This is a genomic window from Lichenihabitans psoromatis (genome assembly GCF_004323635.1).
Lineage (GTDB): Bacteria > Pseudomonadota > Alphaproteobacteria > Rhizobiales > Beijerinckiaceae > Lichenihabitans > Lichenihabitans psoromatis.
This window is the reverse complement of the sequence record NZ_CP036515.1, coordinates 3,068,807-3,084,965: the sequence shown is the minus strand read 5'-3', so window position 1 is coordinate 3,084,965 and position 16,159 is coordinate 3,068,807. Positions and strand designations below refer to the sequence as shown.

13 protein-coding genes are annotated in these 16,159 nt (G+C 62.4%); 10 read left to right on the top strand and 3 right to left on the bottom strand.

Annotated features, from left to right (window positions below; translation table 11 throughout):
• Nucleotides 1-206 precede the first annotated feature (206 nt).
• The 3 genes from EY713_RS14310 to EY713_RS14300 all read left to right on the top strand — a co-directional run bounded on the left by EY713_RS14310 (nt 207) and on the right by EY713_RS14300 (nt 2,778).
• Nucleotides 207-1,595 (top strand): ethanolamine ammonia-lyase subunit EutB, encoded by a 1,389-nt coding sequence (locus tag EY713_RS14310; protein WP_131115901.1) that lies wholly within the window; start codon nt 207-209, stop codon nt 1,593-1,595.
• On the top strand, nt 1,592-2,431 hold the full coding sequence (gene eutC / locus EY713_RS14305; protein WP_245572731.1) for an ethanolamine ammonia-lyase subunit EutC: 840 nt from the start codon (nt 1,592-1,594) through the stop codon (nt 2,429-2,431). Before EY713_RS14310 ends, eutC begins: the two co-directional genes overlap by 4 nt.
• Before the next feature lie 128 nt (nt 2,432-2,559).
• The gene (locus EY713_RS14300; protein WP_131115899.1) at nt 2,560-2,778 is read left to right on the top strand and encodes a hypothetical protein; all 219 of its coding nucleotides are present in this window, start codon (nt 2,560-2,562) and stop codon (nt 2,776-2,778) included.
• Nucleotides 2,779-2,887: 109 nt separating this feature from the next.
• Here the strand turns inward: EY713_RS14300 and EY713_RS14295 are convergent, their stop codons facing one another.
• Nucleotides 2,888-3,079, bottom strand: a complete 192-nt coding sequence (locus tag EY713_RS14295) for a DUF2171 domain-containing protein (protein WP_131119740.1) — start codon at nt 3,077-3,079, stop codon at nt 2,888-2,890.
• Between the two features lie 884 nt (nt 3,080-3,963).
• Here EY713_RS14295 and EY713_RS14290 point away from each other — a divergent pair.
• From EY713_RS14290 to EY713_RS14270, 5 genes are all read left to right on the top strand, one after another.
• Nucleotides 3,964-4,836 carry a DUF6502 family protein gene (locus EY713_RS14290; RefSeq protein ID WP_245572730.1) on the top strand — a complete coding sequence of 291 codons (873 nt, stop codon included), beginning with the start codon at nt 3,964-3,966 and terminating at the stop codon, nt 4,834-4,836.
• An 11-nt stretch (nt 4,837-4,847) separates the two neighbouring features.
• The gene (locus tag EY713_RS14285; RefSeq protein WP_245572729.1) at nt 4,848-6,056 is read left to right on the top strand and encodes a DUF5666 domain-containing protein; all 1,209 of its coding nucleotides are present in this window, start codon (nt 4,848-4,850) and stop codon (nt 6,054-6,056) included.
• A 129-nt stretch (nt 6,057-6,185) separates the two neighbouring features.
• Entirely contained in the window at nt 6,186-7,754 is a 1,569-nt protein-coding gene (locus EY713_RS14280; RefSeq protein ID WP_131115895.1) for a sugar ABC transporter ATP-binding protein, read from the top strand.
• A complete protein-coding gene (locus tag EY713_RS14275) occupies nt 7,751-8,752 on the top strand; it encodes an ABC transporter permease (protein ID WP_131115893.1) in 1,002 nt (333 codons plus the stop codon). Before EY713_RS14280 ends, EY713_RS14275 begins: the two co-directional genes overlap by 4 nt.
• A gap of 64 nt (nt 8,753-8,816) precedes the next feature.
• Entirely contained in the window at nt 8,817-9,761 is a 945-nt protein-coding gene (locus EY713_RS14270) for a substrate-binding domain-containing protein (RefSeq protein WP_131119738.1), read from the top strand.
• Between the two features lie 61 nt (nt 9,762-9,822).
• Here the strand turns inward: EY713_RS14270 and EY713_RS14265 are convergent, their stop codons facing one another.
• The gene (locus tag EY713_RS14265) at nt 9,823-11,316 is read right to left on the bottom strand and encodes a phosphomannomutase/phosphoglucomutase (RefSeq protein WP_131115891.1); all 1,494 of its coding nucleotides are present in this window, start codon (nt 11,314-11,316) and stop codon (nt 9,823-9,825) included.
• Between the two features lie 357 nt (nt 11,317-11,673).
• Between EY713_RS14265 and EY713_RS14260 the strand changes: the two genes are divergently transcribed.
• Nucleotides 11,674-13,089, top strand: a complete 1,416-nt coding sequence (locus tag EY713_RS14260) for a mannose-1-phosphate guanylyltransferase/mannose-6-phosphate isomerase (RefSeq protein ID WP_131115889.1) — start codon at nt 11,674-11,676, stop codon at nt 13,087-13,089.
• Between the two features lie 15 nt (nt 13,090-13,104).
• Here the strand turns inward: EY713_RS14260 and EY713_RS14255 are convergent, their stop codons facing one another.
• Nucleotides 13,105-13,842 (bottom strand): aldose 1-epimerase family protein, encoded by a 738-nt coding sequence (locus tag EY713_RS14255; RefSeq protein WP_245573015.1) that lies wholly within the window; start codon nt 13,840-13,842, stop codon nt 13,105-13,107.
• 582 nt (nt 13,843-14,424) lie between these two features.
• Between EY713_RS14255 and EY713_RS14250 the strand changes: the two genes are divergently transcribed.
• Entirely contained in the window at nt 14,425-15,669 is a 1,245-nt protein-coding gene (locus EY713_RS14250) for a glycosyltransferase (protein ID WP_131115887.1), read from the top strand.
• The last annotated feature ends 490 nt before the right edge of the window (nt 15,670-16,159 follow it).

Sequence of the window (16,159 nt, the reverse complement as noted above, 5' to 3'; positions counted from 1 at the left end):
CCGCCTTCTTTATGACAATCCTTGGGCCGTATCACGCCTTTCTGACAGACAGATGTCAATGATGGCACGTGTGCATCATGTCAATGATATGACACTTATAAGACACCCTCCGATGGTGGCTCGACTGTTCTTTGCGGCCACGGCGTTCTATGGTTACGGCGATCAATCTCGACCATCGTCAGGTCGTCCGAAGGAACGGAGACGCGATGAGCTATCGATATCGTCTCGGCGGTCAGTCTTGGATCTTCTCCGACCTGAAGGATCTGCTTGCCAAAGCAACGCCGCTCCGCTCCGGCGACATGCTGGCCGGCATCGCGGCTGGCTCGGCGGTCGAACATGCAGCCGCCAAATCCTGCCTCGCCGATCTCCCACTGAAGACCTTGCTGCTCGACCAGGTCATCCCCTACGAGGAGGACGAGGTCACGCGCTTGATCGTCGATCATCATGACGAACGCGCCTTTGCGATCGTCGCGTCTCTGACGGTTGGCGGTTTCCGCGATTGGTTGCTCTCGGATCATGCCACCCCGATGCGGCTTGCGGCGCTGGCGCGAGGACTGACACCCGAAATGGCGGCTGCGGTTTCGAAATTGATGCGAAACCAGGACCTGATCCTCGTGGCCAAGAAGATCCGGGTTGTGACCCGCTTTCGCAACACCATCGGCTTGCCCGGAACGATGGCGGTGCGTCTGCAACCGAACCATCCCACGGATGATCCGCGCGGCATCATGGCCTCGACGCTCGAGGGCTTGCTCTACGGCTGCGGCGACGCGGTGATCGGCGTCAATCCGGCCTCCGATGCGCCGGCCGCCGTCAGCAGCATCCTGCATCGTCTCAACGATCTTATCGCGCGCTATGACATCCCGACCCAATCCTGCGTTCTGACCCACGCGACAACGACGATCGGCCTGATCGAGGCCGGGGTGCCGGTCGATCTCGTCTTTCAATCAGTCGCCGGGACGGAGGCCGCGAACCGCTCGTTCGGCATCTCACTCGCGCTATTGCGGGAGGCGGAAGATGCCGGTCGCTCCCAGAACCGTGGCACGGTCGGCAACGACGTCATGTATTTCGAGACCGGACAAGGGTCCGCCCTCTCGGCCGACGCGCATCACGGCGTCGATCAGCAAACCTGCGAAGCGCGCGCCTATGCGGTTTGTCGCGCCTATCAGCCGCTTTTGGTCAATACGGTCGTGGGTTTCATCGGTCCCGAATATCTCTACGACGGCAAACAGATCATCCGGGCCGGCTTGGAAGATCATTTCTGCGGCAAGTTGCTCGGCCTGCCGATCGGCTGCGATATTTGCTACACCAACCATGCCGAGGCCGATCAGAACGACATGGACGTCCTGCTGACGCTGCTGGGAACGGCGGGCATCAACTTCATCATGGGCGTTCCCGGTGCCGACGATGTCATGTTGAACTATCAATCGACATCGTTTCACGATCAACTCTACATCCGCGAATTGCTCGGTCTTGGCCGCGCCCCGGAATTTGCCGCCTGGCTCGAGCGGATGGGATTGGCGGACCAAACCGGGCGCTTGCTGCCTCGGCAGGGCGCTCATCCATTCCTGCCCGAAAGCCGGATGCTCGTCGCGTGACCCGGCAAGACCGATCCGCGGGCGCGATGGAGCCCGACTCCGGCCCCGGCCAGCCGGTCGTCAGCCGCGATGGGGCGCCCCTGCCCTCCGGCATCACGTCGGCTCGACTTGGCCTTGGCCGGGCCGGCTCAGCGCTGCCGACCAGCGCCGTTCTGGCTTTCGACATGGCGCATGCCTTGGCGCGGGATGCCGTGCACGACGCGCTCGACCGCGACGCCCTGGCGAGCACGCTTGGCGCATTCGGGCTCGACATCATACAGGTCGACAGCGCCGCGCCGGATCGCGCGACCTATCTTCGGCGCCCGGATTTCGGACGACGCCTGTCGCGTGAGTCGCGAAGTGTCTTGGCGGCACGCCCTCGCGTTCCTGCCAATATCGTGTTGGTGGTCGCCGATGGATTGTCGGCCACGGCCGCCAAACTCAATGCACGCCCGTTGCTCGATGCTCTGATCCCGCTCCTGCGGATCAACGGCCGCAGCATCGGATCGATCGTCCTGGCCAACCAGGGCCGAGTCGCGCTCGGCGATGAAATCGGCGCTCTCCTGGGCGCCAGGATGGTGGTGGTTCTGATCGGTGAGCGACCCGGTCTATCGGCAGCCGACAGTCTCGGAGCCTATCTCACGCTCGATCCAAAGATCGGCCGCAACGATGCCGAACGCAATTGCGTGTCGAATATTCGTGCCGGCGGCCTCGATCCGGATCAGGCAGCGAGTACGCTCGCGCGCTTGATCGAGCGTGCTCTGACGCTTGGGCGGACCGGGGTTGAGCTCAAGGACGATACAGCACGACCGGACGGCTCCCTCCCGAAGGAGGTACCCCGCCTTTGCCCCTCATGATGACCAAATCCTAAGGTCGCGCAGGTGCATTTGAGGGAGGGCATGGCATTGTTCTTGAACGAAGCGATGATCTACTCGGCGCAAGCTTACGACGCGAAGCGCTAGGCGATCGAGCGGGAGGACAATCCATGCGTGACTCGGACCAGTTCGGCACACACTTCACGCCCAACGACAATCGTCTGATCGGCGAGGCGGTGCGCCGCGCGGTGGCGCTCCGTTTCAATGCTGAAACCGAACGCGACGCTATCGTGGCCGCCGTTGTGGCCGAAGCGGGGCGCGGAACCCGCAGCATGTTCGGCCTTGTCCGCGCCGCCTCCCGAACAACGCCGAATTTTCCCGCCGTCTAAAATCCGCGATCCCATCGCGGCGAGGGGGCGATCGGCTCGCGGCCTATCGCTCCCGTGGCAAGACGCCGATCATTCCGGTGACGTCAAAAAGATGTCGTCAGGATGCGCGTCACCAGCTGCTCATGACCTGAGCGGTGGTCCTGTTCAGATGCACGTGGGTATCCACATGATCGACCCAGGCGAGCGGCACGAGGTGATGCTGACCGTCGGGCGACGTCGTCTTGGCCAGCTTGATCGTGTCTGGCCCATCGAGATGGTCCACGGTTCCAATTTTCTGACGGTCGGAGGCGATGACGTCCATATGTTCGACGATACGTGCCGCATCCGTGGTCGGATTGAATTTCGGCACATGCGAGCCGTCTTCGTCACGCAAATCGTCGGCGCTCTCAACCACGTAGCTGCGGACGGCGCCGCGATCGGCGGTCGTGTCACGGCGCGTCAGGATACGAGGCCGATCGGTCACGGGGCTCTCGACCGGAGGCGCCATCGCAAGGCCGGATGCGGATAAACCCAAAGTCCCGGCGCCAACGAGATCGGAGCCCACGGCGGTGTTTCCAAAGCCATCCCAGCCTTGCGAGCGCCACTCCTTCTCGCGTTCGTCCATATCGACCGATCCCTCTTTCGACAGGATATCGAGCGCGCGGTCATGCCCGCTGTCGTCGGTGTAGACCGAAACCAGAAAACCACCACGCCGCAGGCCTTCGGCATAGGCGTAGCGGTCCTCGTCGGGCAAGAACAGGTCCTTCAGAGAGTCCCAAAAGCTCCGGTCGCCGGTCGCCGCTTCTGTCGTTCCCACGTCCTGATCGCCCGTCACCGAGGTGCGCGCTCCCGGAAGACCGGCCGTGATCAGTTCATTGACGGCCTTTTCGGCGCCCGCTCGCGTGTCAAAAAACGCGGTGATATGACGATCGTGGGTCGTCGTGCTGCTCAAGCTCATAAAGGCCTCTCTCGTGTTTCAGCCGGATAGCGCGGGCAAGCGGGCCGATGAACGTCGTCAGACGCTCTCCTCATCGGCTCATGCTCGCCATGTGCCGGCGCCGTGGGGCTAACAGCCGCACTCGACCGCTTGTTCCATCTCGTACAAGCACCAGCAAACAGCGCGGGCGTCCGCCGTTACGTCTACCGCTCGCTGTTCCTCCCGGTACGTGGGATTGCTTCCCACATTTTTGTCGTTAGAAGACGCTTATGAGCGGTGAACCTGATGCAAGCCCTCCCGACGCATCGCGGCTGCGGACCCCTTTGGCGCGGCTGTTGCGGCCGCTCGTCCGCTTGCTGATCCGAAGCGGCGTCACCTTTCCGGCCATCTGTAATCTTCTTCGCGAACTCTACGTCAACGTCGCCGAAAACGATTTCGCCCTGGCGCGCAAAGAGCAAACCGATAGCCGCGTCAGTCTTTTAACGGGCATCCACCGCAAGGAGGTCAGCCGGCTGAGAGGCGCGGGAGCGCCCTTGAATGCGGTGCCGGTCGCCTTGTCTCAGACAAGCCGCATCATGGCCCGATGGCTGGCCGGTCCGCCGTTCGGAGATGCGTCAGGGCAGCCCATCGACTTGCCGCGTATCGCCGACAAGGGCAAACCGTCCTTTGAATCGCTCGTCGCTTCGGTCACGCGGGATGTGCGGCCGAGGGCCGTTCTCGATGATTGGCTCGACCGTAAACTCGTAGCGATCGGGCCTGACGACGCGATCGTGCTGTTGCGCGCCGGACACGTGCCGCAGGCCGGCAGCGATCAGCAACTCTATTATTTTGGCCGCAACATCCATGACCATATGGCGGCTGCGGTCGCCAATGTTCTCGCCGAAGGGCCGCCTTTTCTGGAGCGCGCGGTCCATTATGATGGCCTGTCGGGCGATCTGGCGCGGCACCTCGAACGACGGTCGCGCGAGGTCGCTCTGGCGGCGCTGCAGACCCTCAACATCGAAGCGCACGCCGCCTGCGCGACCGATCCCGGCGGAACCGCACGGTGGAATTTCGGGCTCTACGTGATGATCGAGGATAAGACCCCCTCGCCTGAACCAACGCCACCGCCCGCAGCTTCTCGCCGCGAGCAGCGTCGATGAGGCTCGGCCTCATGACGCGCCGGGCCCTTCTGCGCGGCTCGACGCCGGCCGTTTTGGCTCTGGTCATGCCCCGGCCGGGTTTTGCCCAAACGGTTCTTGACCAGGGGATCGGCGGAACCGGCGCGGTGCCGTCCGATCCGCCGAGCGATCGCGGCATCGGCGGAACGGGTGTCGTCGGCACCATCCGGCGCTTCGGCAGCATCGTGGTGAACGACCTGCGGATCTCCTATCCGGACGATGTGCCGGTCACCATCGATGGCGTTGCGGTTCCGCCATCTGACCTTCGGCTCGGCCATGTCGTGCGGGTCGTCGCCGCGCGCCATGACCACCGTTTCTCGACGAGCGCGATCGAGGTCGTCAGCGAGGTTGTCGGCCGCGTGCAGCATGTGTCACGGGGCCGCATCGTCGTCCTCGGTCAACCGATCACGACCGATACGATCGAGCAGCCGCGATCTTGGCGCGTCGGCAAGCGTGTGGCCGTGAGCGGTCTCCGTCGCCCCGACGGGACGATTGTGGCGAGCCTGATCGAGCCCGCGCGCACGGTTTACGATCGGGTTGCCGGGCCGATTGTCCTCGGCCGCGACGGTGGCTTGGCGATCGGTCGCTTGAGGCTCGACAGGGTCGATCCGGCGTTGCTCGGCCAACGCGCGCTGATCTCCGGCATCGCGCGACATGGCCGCTTCGAGGCTCTTGCGACGCAGACCGAAATCGGTGTGCTCGACGGACTGCGAACATCGGGACTGTCGGTGGAAGCACTCGTCGAGCGGCAGGACGATGCTTTGGTGATCGGCTCCGGTTTGACGATCGATGGGGCGCATCTTGGCCGGACCGAGGTTCCCAACCAGGATGTTGTGCAAGCTGTCGTGTCGGCAACCTTCGATCGGACCGGACGCCTGACGTTCGAGTCGATCCGCCTGTCCGGCTCGGGTCAAGGCGGCTCCAACGGTCAGCGGAGCGGCGAGCGACAGCGTCCCGGCGGTCCTGGCCAAGGGGTGGGGCAAGGGATGGGACAAGACACGGGACATGGGCCGGGAGACGGACCCGATCGCGGCGTTGGTTCGCCCCCTGGCAGCCGGAACGACGGTGGCATGGGCGCCGGTGTGCGTGACGGGGGTCGAGCAGGCGACGGCCCCGGGGGCGGTGACGGCCCAGGCGGCGGACGGAACGGCGGACCGGGCGGGGGGCCTGGCGGAGGACCTGGCGGCGGCGGTCATCATTAGCAGGCCGCCATCTCACCCATATTCCTGATCCAGGGCGCGGAAGATCCCTTTCGCTGATCATGCCATTGCGCTTATGACTGGAGCAGCAATCGGCACCGGAGCATAACCGGGCGAAGGAGGAGATCGACCGTGACGGCAGCCGGAGCTGCGGCCACCGCGCAGACCAGGCTGACGCATGCGCCAGCCGTGCTCGAGGCGCGTGGCTTGTCAAAAAGCTTTGGCCCGGTCGAGGTCTTGCGCGACATCACCCTGTCGCTGATGGCGGGTGAGGTTCACGCCATCATCGGCGAAAATGGCGCCGGCAAGTCGACGCTCATGAAGCTTCTGGCCGGCCATCTCGTTCCAACGCATGGTGCCATCGGCATGGACGGAGTTCCGGTCGCTTTTTCGGGACCGGTGGATGCCGAGCGACGCGGCGTCGTCCTGGTGCATCAGGAAATCCTGCTGGCACCGCATCTGACGGTCGCGCAAAACATCTTCATGGGTCGCGAGATCAGGCGCGGCTTGGTGATGGACGACCGCAGCATGAACCGCGAGGCCACCCAGGCCGTGCGGGCTCTCGGCGCCGACATCGCGCCGACGACGGTCGTGTCCCGCCTGTCGATCGCGCAACGCCAATTGGTGCAGATCGCCCGCGCCCTGCAGGTTCCCCATCGCGTGGTGATCTTCGACGAGCCGACCGCCTCGCTCACCAATGTCGAGACCGATGCGCTGCTCGGCGTTATTCGGGGCCTGCGCGACCGCCATGTCGCGGTGCTCTATATCTCGCATCGGCTGCCGGAGGTTGCGGCGATCGCCGATCGCGTCACCGTTCTGCGCGACGGCAACCTGATCGCGACCCGGGAGGCCGGTACGCTGCGGCCTCTCGACATGGCCCATCTGATGGTTGGCCGCGACATGGCCAACCTCTACCCTGAGCGACACACACAACCGGGGCGTGAAACCGTGCTGGCGGTGCGGCACATGAATGTACCGGGTTACGCGACAGATTGCTCGTTCGAGCTCAGGCACGGCGAAATTCTCGGGATTGCGGGGCTGATCGGGGCCGGCCGCACCGAATTGCTGGAAGGGGTCGTCGGATTGCGCCCGGCGCAGGGTGAGGTGAGGCTGAACGGCGCGCCGGTGCGCTTCGCCAACGTGCGGGACAGTATGCGGGCGGGCGTCGTCTACCTGAGCGAGGATCGCAAGGGCAAAGGCCTGCTGCTCGGGCAGGATCTCCGCATCAACCTGACGCTGGCGGCCCTCCCCCGATTTTGTCGCGGACCTCTGATCGATCGCGCCCGGGAGGATGCCGGGCTGGACGAGGCCGTCAAGGCGTTCGATATCCGAGCGCGCCGTCGCACGATGCTGGCCGGTCAATTGTCGGGCGGCAATCAACAGAAGCTTCTGCTTGGCAAGATGATGCTGCTCGAGCCCCGAATCGTCATCATCGACGAGCCGACACGCGGCATCGACATCGGCACCAAGGAACAGATCTACCGCTTCATCGCCGCGCTGGCGGCCGAGGGTAAAGCCGTGATCGTGATCTCGTCGGAGATGCAGGAACTCATTGGGCTTTGCCACCGCGTCCTGATCATGCGGGGTGGCGCGCTGGTCGGCGCCGTCAGCGGGGACACGATGACGGAGGAGCATATCGTGGTCCATGCGACCGGGATTGGACCACAACCGCTGACCGAAACGGTAGTCGTAGCCTCATGACAGACACGCCCGCACATCCACCGGCCTCGAGCCGTCTTCCGGCATTCGAGATCGCGGCCGTGGCGCCGTTCGCAGCTCTCGCGGTGCTGGTCCTGCTCGGCTTTTTGGTCAACCACAGTTTTCTCAGTCTTGAGAATTTGACCAACGTCCTCACCCGCAGCGCCTTCATCGCGATCATCGGGGTTGGGGCCACCTTCGTGATTTCGGCTGGCGGCCTCGACCTGTCGGTCGGCTCGATGGCGGCTTTCGTGGCCAGCATCATGATCCTGTTCATGAACAGCGGCATCATGGGCTTCGGCCTCGAAGCGATCGCGGTCGCGATGCTGCTGGCCGTGCTGGTTGGTGCGCTCTGTGGCCTCGGCAATGGGATGATTACGACGCTCGGGCGGATCGAACCGTTTATCGTGACACTCGGCACGATGGGAATCTTCCGGGCCTTGACGATTTTTTTGGCGGCCGGTGGCTCGATCGCGATGAAGTCGCAGGACATGCGAGGTCTCTATCGACCGATCTATTTCGGCACCCTGTTCGGCGTCCCGATCCCTATCGTCGTCATCGCAGCGATGGGGGCGATCGGCGCTTTCGTGTTTTACCGGACGGCCTTTGGTCGTCATGTGGTCGCGGTCGGCTCCAGCGAGGATGTCGCGCGCTATTCGGGCATCCGCGTCAACCGCGTCCGCACCATCACCTACATGATCCAGGGCGTCTGCGTCGCCGTTGCGGTGCTGGTCTATGTTCCGCGTCTCGGGGCAGCGACCGCCACCACGGGGTTGCTGTGGGAATTGCAGGCCATCACGGCCGTCGTGATCGGCGGCACCGCGCTGCGAGGGGGGGTTGGCCGCATCTGGGGCACGATCTGCGGCGCGCTTATCCTCGAGGTCGTCGGCAACATCATGGTGTTGTCCGATCTTGTCAGCGAATATCTGATCGGCGCTGTGCAGGGCGCCATCATCATCATCGCCATGCTGGTGCAACGCTCTCTGATGCGCCAGCGATGACCGAAAACGGGTCAAGGGGCCGCCCGCACGTCGAACAAGCGCCCCACCAAGGGAGTGGACGATGATGAAAACCGTACGGGCGGGGCTCGCCGCCCTGGCGATTGTGGCAAGCGCGGGCTTGGTGCATGCCGAGGACAAGAAGGTCACGATCGCGGTGTCGATTCCCGCGGCCGACCACGGCTGGACCGGCGGTGTCGTGTTCCATGCGATGCGCGCCAAGGCGATGCTGGAGGCGCGTCATCCGGGCCTCAAAATCATCGTGAAGACCTCGCCCGATGGAGCTTCGCAGGCCAATGCGCTTGAGGATCTGACGACGCAAGGCATCGATGCTCTGGTGACACTGCCGCAGAATTCGGATGAACTCACCGATCCGATCCGGCAGGTGAAGTCGAAGGGTGTATTCGTAACCGTCGTCGATCGCGCCTTGTCCGACCCGACGATCCAAGACCTTTATATCGCGGGCAACAACCCCGATCTGGGCCGCGTCGCGGGTGACTATCTGAAATCCAAGCTGGGGACCGGCAACGTCGTCGTGATCCGCGGCTTGCCGATCGTCATTGATGAAGAGCGTCAAAAGGGCTTCGACACGGCCATCGCGGGCAGCGGCATCAAGGTGCTGGACAAGCAATTTGGGAATTGGTCGCGCGACGATGCCTTCAAGGTAATGCAGGATTATCTATCGAAATACCCGAAGATCGATGCGGTTTGGTGCCAGGACGATGACATGGCGGTGGGCGTGCTCGAAGCCATCAAGCAGGCGAACCGCAGCGACATCAAAATGGTGATCGGCGGCGCCGGTATGAAAGACATGATCAAGAAGGTGGCCGACGGGGACACGATGATCCCAGTCGACGTGCTATATCCGCCGGCCATGATCGCGACCGCGATGGAACTGACGGTCGGCAACTTCTACGATCAGGTGCCTGTTCGGGGCCGTTACATCCTCGACGCGACGCTGGTGACGAAAGCCAACGCCAAGGAATTCTACTTTCCCGACTCGCCATTCTGAGCCGCATCGCGAACTAAAATCTGCCGGGGATCGTCGTGTCGATCCCCGGAGTCGGTGCGGGTCAGATCGTCTGGTTATAGGCTCCAACCTCGCCATACTGGCGCATGACGGCGTCGATCTCCTTGAACATCTCCCGCATCCGCATCTCAGAGACCGGGCTTTCGACCACCACCACCAGTTCGGGCTTGTTGGACGAGGCCCGGACAAGACCCCAGGTGCCATCCTGTACGGTGACCCGCACGCCATTGACCGTGTTGAGATCGCGGATCGGCTGCCCCGTAAACATCTCGCCGGCCGCCTGTGCCGCCTTGAAATGAGCCACGACTCTGTCGACGACGCCATATTTCTTCTCGTCGTCGCAATGGGGCGACATCGTGGGCGACCCCCAGGTCTTCGGCACGTCGCGGTAGAGATCAGCGACCGTCTTGGCAGGGTTGCGATCAAGCATGTCGAGCACCGCGATGGCGGTCACGAGCCCATCGTCATAACCGCGCCCGATCGGCGTATTAAAGAAGAAATGGCCGGACTTTTCGAACCCGGCCAGCGCTTTCAGGTCTGAGACGCGGCGCTTGATGTAGGAATGCCCGGTCTTCCAGTAATCGGCCTTCACGCCATTGGCGAGCAGCACGGGATCGGTCGCGAATAAACCGGTCGATTTGACGTCGACAACGAATGTCGCGCCCGGATGCAGCACGGACAGGTCCCGCGCCAGCATGACACCAATCTTATCGGCGAAGATCTCGTGCCCCTCATTGTCGACGACGCCGCAGCGATCGCCATCGCCGTCGAAGCCCAGCCCGACATCGGCACCCGTCTCGCGCACTTTCTCGGCCATGGCCTCGAGCATGTGCAAGTCTTCGGGGTTCGGATTGTAACGCGGAAAGGTGAAATCCGCCTCGGTGTCGAGCGGGATCACCTCGCAGCCGAGCGCCTCGAGAATGCGCGGCGCAAAAGCGCCTGCGGTTCCATTGCCGCAAGCCGCGACGGCCTTGATGGTGCGCTTGAGCTTCGGCCGGCTCGTCAGATCCTTGACGTAAATGTCGGCGAAATTCTCGACATAATGGTAGGAGCCTCCATCGCTTGTGCTGCCCTTGTCGCCAAGGACGATGTCGCGAAGGCGTCCCATTTCGTCCGGCCCAAAGGTGACGGGACGCTGCGCGCCCATCTTGACGCCGGTCCAGCCATTGTCGTTATGGGAGGCCGTCACCATCGCGACCGCGGGAACATCGAGGGCAAATTGCGCGAAATAGGCCATTGGCGAGAGCGCCAACCCGATATCGTGAACCTTGACGCCGCTCGCCATGAGGCCGGAGACGAGCGCGTATTTGATCGACGACGAATAGGCGCGAAAGTCATGTCCGGTCACCAATTCGGGTTTGACGCCGAGTTCGCGCAGCAATGTCCCGAGCCCAAGACCGAGGGCATGCACGCCCATCAGGTTCAGTTCAGACCCGAACAGCCAGCGCGCGTCATATTCACGGAAGCCGGTCGGCTTCACCATCGGCTGCTGTTCGTAGGCGAAACTGTTGGGGATGAGTCCGGAAACGGGCAGCATAAACGGATCCTTGACGTAAGACGGAGAGCCCACGATCGCGCCGCGGCGATGCCGTAAGCTCTTGCCGAGAACAGGGTAGAACGTCAAGAGTTGACGCAGACCACGAATTTGAAATCGGGCACATTTCAAGCGCAACAGTGCATTCGGATCATCCTTTTGTGTACAATTCGCTCTTATTCTCCAAAAGACACGCGGTATAGTTTGCCGAAGCGCTTCGGGATATCGGCGAGTACCAGGATTGTGGTCGAAAGGATTACTCCGTCGAAAATGCCATAATTTCCGTGCTACTGGGTCAATGAGAGACTATGCTGCAGTCAAATCAGCAGAATTTATTCCACCGTTCAATTCGGGATGACCATGCCCAAGATTTTGCCAGTGATCATGTGCGGCGGTTCGGGAACGCGGGTCTGGCCCGAGTCGCGTGAAACGATGCCGAAGCAATTCATTCCCTTGGTCGGCCAGCAATCGACATTCCAGACCGCGCTCGAGATGCTTCGTGATCGCTCGGTGTTCGACCCCGCGATCGTCATCACGAACCTCGATTACCGCTTCTACGTTGCAGAGCAGATCGCGGAGATCGACGCCGAAGCCGAAATCGTTCTCGAGCCGGTGCGGCGGGACTCGGCTCCGGCCATCGCGGTTGCGGCCGAAATTGCCTCTCGGCGGGCTCCCGATACTGTGGTGGCGATCTTCGCAGCCGACCATGTGATCGCCAACCGGCCTGAATTTGTGAAGCTCTGCAGCGAGGCGTCGGTCGCGGCGGCGGCGGGATCGATCGTCACCTTTGGGATCAAGCCCACCCATCCGGCCACTGGTTTTGGCTATATCCGTCCGGGCGAACAGGTTGCATTCGGGTCGAGCGTTCGCGCCGTCGATGCCTTCGTGGAAAAGCCCGATGCCGCCACGGCCGTCGGCTATCTTGCCGAGGGTTACCTATGGAATTCCGGAAACTTCGTTTTTCGCGCCGACGTCATGATGGCCGAACTCGACCAATTCGAGCCCGAACTCGCCGAGGTGGCGCGCGAGTCGGTCGAAAAGGGGACGACCGATCTTGGCATGTTCAAGCTCGATCAGACGTCCTTCTCGCGGGCCAATAAGATCTCGATCGACTATGCGGTGATGGAGCGGACGCAGCGTTGTGCCGTCATTCTGGCCGATATGGGCTGGTCGGATATCGGCAATTGGCAGGCCGTCTGGGAATTATCGGATCGGGATCATCGCGGAAACTCGGTCCGGGGCTCCGGAATCGTCATGGATTCCGCCAACGTCCATATCCGGTCCGAGGATGTGTTGACGGCGGTGGTCGGCGTCGACAACGTCATCGTGGTGACGACGCATGATGCCGTTCTCGTGCTCAACAGCGCGCAGGCCGGCAAGGTGAAGGATCTGGTCGAGCAGCTGAAAGCCCTCAAACGGCCAGAGGCGTCCGAACATCGCCGATCCTATCGCCCGTGGGGCTATTATCAAAGCATCGACCAGGGCAGCCGCTATCAGGTCAAGCGCATCGTGGTGAAGCCCGGCGCGCGCCTTTCGCTCCAGAAGCATCATCATCGCGCCGAGCATTGGGTGGTGGTGCGCGGAGCGGCTGAGGTCACGTTGGACGACAAGATCAAGGTCGTCCACGAGAACGAATCGATCTATCTCCCGATCGGAACCATTCATCGCCTCAGCAACCCTGGAAAGATCAACCTCGAACTGATCGAGGTACAGACGGGCAGCTACTTCGGCGAGGACGACATCATTCGCTTCGAGGATGTCTACAACCGCACCTGAAGGCAGCGGACGGGCTCACGCTGTCGTCGGGGCATCCAACGTGACGCTCATCCCGAACCTTTGCTCATGGCCGGGTTCGACCAGGACCATACCGGGCTTCTGCGCGAGATCGCCATCGAAATCTTCCGGGCTCGCGTAACCGTGCCAGGGCTCGATACACACGAAACCAGCGCCCGGCTTCGACCAGATGCCAAGCTCCGGCATCGTTGGGAATCGCACGTCGATCGAGCGATGACCCGCCGCACCATAGCGGACCATTCTGCTTTCCGGGCTTAGAAACACCAGGGCGTCTTCCGCGAAGAGGTCGTCCCGTAAGGCAAGGAGCTTGCCTTGGAGGGGGCTGGGCTTCGGCGCACGCGCCAAGAGCCCGCCGACCACGCCGGATATCGCATGCGGCTCGTCACGCTCGAAGACGATCGCGTGGTCGGCCCGGTCAGCGCCATAGGGGAGTGGCCAACGGAACGCGGGATGAAATCCCATCGCGGCCGGCATGACCCCGGCCCCGAGATTGTGGACCGAAACCGCGATCTCCAAGGTTCGTGCGATGATCGTGTAGGTCACCTCGAAGCGAAACTCGAAGGGGTAGATGGCGCGCGTGTCGTCGTTCGCGTCGAGCCGCAGGCGGCAACTCGTCTGATCGTGGCCGACGCATTCAAACGTCGAGATCCGAGCGAAGCCATGCTGCTTCATGGGAGAGCTCATCTCGCCCGCGCGAAGCACATCATTCTTCAAGCGCCCAACGATCGGAAACAGCAGGGGCGAGCGCCCCGTCCAGAAAGCGGGATCTCCGTCCCACAGCAGATCTCGTCCCTGCTCGTCTTAAAGGCGGATGAGTTCCGCGCCGAGAAGACTGATCTCGGCGCTCAGGTCGCCGGATCCGATCGAGAAGGAAGAAGGCTTGGTGTCACCGGCCGACATGTCTCGTCTCCGCGTTGAACGTTTCGACCGCCTCGCTGGCCGAGTGATGATTTACCGGGGCGACGGGAGGGCCGCAACCAGCAATCCAAAGGATCGAACATCTTGACGTGGGAAAATATCCCACCTAATGCATCTGGACCGAAACGGTTCTCGAGGCGAATTTGTCGAACATGATCCATCCATCACGCTTCGAGCCGTCGTTGGTCGAGCTCCGAACAGGCCCGCAGCATGCACAGGGGCTGCTGCGTGGACTGATGCTCGTCACAATCCTCGGTTCGATGGTGGCGGCGGTCGTTGTTGGACCGTCGCCGGCTACTCCCGACAGCGCTCCGCCGGCCGTGCCGACCCAGCCCTAACATTCTGCTTTGTTCTTTATCGGGCTGTGATCGTCCGCTTCACACGTCAAGGAGCCGTCTCGTGTCGGATCTTCCTCGCACGTCAGCGCCATATTTCCCTCCGCATCGACAAGCCTCTGAGTTCCACGGATTTGCGGCCGAATGTCGCCGCCTGTCGCCCGCCGTCCTGTGGCATCTGTTCAATCGTCCGTTTAGTCGCCTCCGACATGACGCCGAGGATCGCCGGGTCGCGGAGCGTTTTCGCAAGATCGAGATGGCGCGACGTCCGACATCCGCCGATGTCTGCATCATCGGCGCCTTCTCGGCGAAAAATGGTCTCAGTCGCGCGGCGCGCTACGAACTCGATCGGATCGCCGCCGTTCATCCATTCGCGACCAAGATTGATGTGACCGATCAGGTCGGAACGTTATCGCTGGCCGCCTATGCGGCCGAGCGCCGCGACGATCCGCCTGCAATCGTCATCTTTCTCATGCAGCCGAACCTCATCTGGAAGCATCTTCGCAACGTCGCGCCGAGCTTCCTTCGCGACAGCTACCGCATCTGCCTAGCCGTGTGGGAGCTGCCCTATTTTCCCGCGCACTGGAAATATATCGACGAGGTGTTCCACGAATACTGGACCCCGACGTCGTTCAGCGCGGAGGCTCTTCGGCTCGGTTCGACCCGTGACGTGACGGTGGTGCCGCATCCTGTGAAGATCGCGCGATCGGGGTCTCAACGGATCGCTCGCCGGGAGGGCGCGCCTTTCAAGGGGCTCGCCGTCATGGATCTTTCGACTTGCCCGGATCGCAAGAACCCCTGGGCTCACATCGAGGCCTGGCAAAAAGCCTTTGGCGATCATCCGGGCGCGACCCTCACCATGAAAGTTCGATTCAGTCGACGCACAGCTCCGATCCGCCGAGAATTGCTCGATATGATCGGCCAGAGCAAGGCCATCACGCTTCTTGAAGCGGAAATGACGGACGCCGAGATGGTCGCCTTGCAGGAGCAGCACGACGTGTGCCTGTCGCTGCACCGATCGGAGGGTTTCGGGCTCGGGATCTGCGAAATGTTGGAAATGGGCAAGCCGGCGGTCGCAACGGCCTGGTCCGGGAACATCGAGTTCATGGCACGCTATCCCCATGCCTATCCGGTCGAATACAAGCTCGTGCCCTATCGTGACTATCTCCGCCGGTATCCCGGTTATCGTGGACATTGGGCGGAAGCCGATACGGATCACGCGGCCCGCTGCCTTCGCGTCATTGCGGCGCAATGGGCCGATCGTTCATCGATGAACTGGCAGGTGGAGCGCGACCGCCTGATCGCTTAGCCGCGTCAGGCCGTCGTGCGCTCGATCGCGGCCTGCGTCTCCGACGCGTCAGGCGGATCAATCGGGAGTGAAACACGCCTCCGAGATTTGCTCTCCTCAGCAGAGTCGCCGAACGTTTCATGGAGCGACTTCAACTTATTCCGTTAGCGCGGCGAAGCTTTCGGTCACGGTTAACGTATCTCCGTCTCGAGATAAGGATCGAGGAGCCGAAGAGTGCCGCACGCAAATGATAATCAACTTGGCGAAAGCTTGGCTGAACGCTCGGACATTGCGATCGCGAGAGCGGAAGATTTAGCAAGACGCTTGCATGCGCTCTCTGAATGCATTGCAAAACTCGCGGCTCCGGATCGACGTGCGCTCAACGATCGTGGGTCGCTTGCTGCCGGCCGCGACGCGGTGCCTCGTCACGACCCTGGCAACCATGATGGAACGGTTCGGAAGTGGAGGCGTTAGCTCTGACGATTTGGAGGCGTTCGCTGCGGCGCGTCAT